This is a genomic window from Desulfovibrio sp. X2, assembly GCF_000422205.1.
Lineage (GTDB): Bacteria > Desulfobacterota > Desulfovibrionia > Desulfovibrionales > Desulfovibrionaceae > Alkalidesulfovibrio.
In genome coordinates this window covers 1-849 of record NZ_ATHV01000052.1, presented here as the reverse complement: position 1 = coordinate 849, position 849 = coordinate 1, and the positions used below count along the sequence as shown (strand labels likewise).

At 71.6% G+C, this 849-nt stretch carries 1 protein-coding gene; it reads right to left on the bottom strand.

Going from position 1 to position 849, the window contains the following annotated elements; all coding sequences use genetic code 11:
* Positions 1–849, bottom strand: an 849-nt coding sequence (locus tag DSX2_RS13130; protein WP_020881571.1) for an FAD-dependent oxidoreductase, incomplete at both ends; no start/stop codon positions are given.

The following is an 849-nucleotide window of genomic DNA, read 5'->3' as shown; positions in this document are numbered from 1 at the left end:
GTCCATGGCCTGGGCGAACGGCGGCGCGTACGCCACCTCCAGGTTGGAGACGTCCTCCACCGTGGCCCGGTGCGGGAGCAGCGCCGCGACCGCGTCCACGCGCGCCTTGGCCGCGTCCCCGTTCTCGCAGATGGCCTCCACGCCCAGCACGCGGCGGCTCTTCCTGTCCGCGATGAGCTTGAAGTAGAGCATCTTCGCGCCGGGATAGAAATGCGCCTTGTCCGTGGTCGGCACGATGGCGTACGCCGGGTCGAAGCCCGCGTCCCGCGCCTGGGCCTCGGTCAGGCCCGCGCGGGCCACGCCCAGGCCGAAGACCTTGATCACGAACGAGCCGACCACGCCCTCGAAACGCGCGTCCCCGCCCGTGACGTTGCTGCCGATCACCCGGCCCGCGCGGTTGGCCAGCGAGCCGAGCGGCAGGTGCACCGTGTGGCCGCTCACCAGATGGCGCAGCTCCACGCAGTCGCCGCCCGCGTAGATGTTCGGGTCCGAGGTGCGCATGCGCGCATCCACCAGGATGCCCCCGAACCGGCCGGTCGCAAGCCCGGCGTCGCGCGCGAGCTGCGTGGCCGGGCGCGCGCCCGCCGCGAAGATCACCAGGTCGCACGGGATCTCGCCCGCGCCCTTGGTGCGCACCGCCCGCACCCGGCCGGAATCGTCGCCCTTGATCCCGGTCACGGTCTCGGCCAGCAGCACCTTCACGCCGTTCTTCTCCAGCTCGTGCTGCGCCACGCGCGCGAAATCCGAGCCCAGGGCCTGCGGCAAAATCTGCGGCGCCATCTCGATGAGCGTCGTGTCGATGCCCCACAAATCCGAAAGCGCCTCGCACATCTCGATGCCGATGGCCCC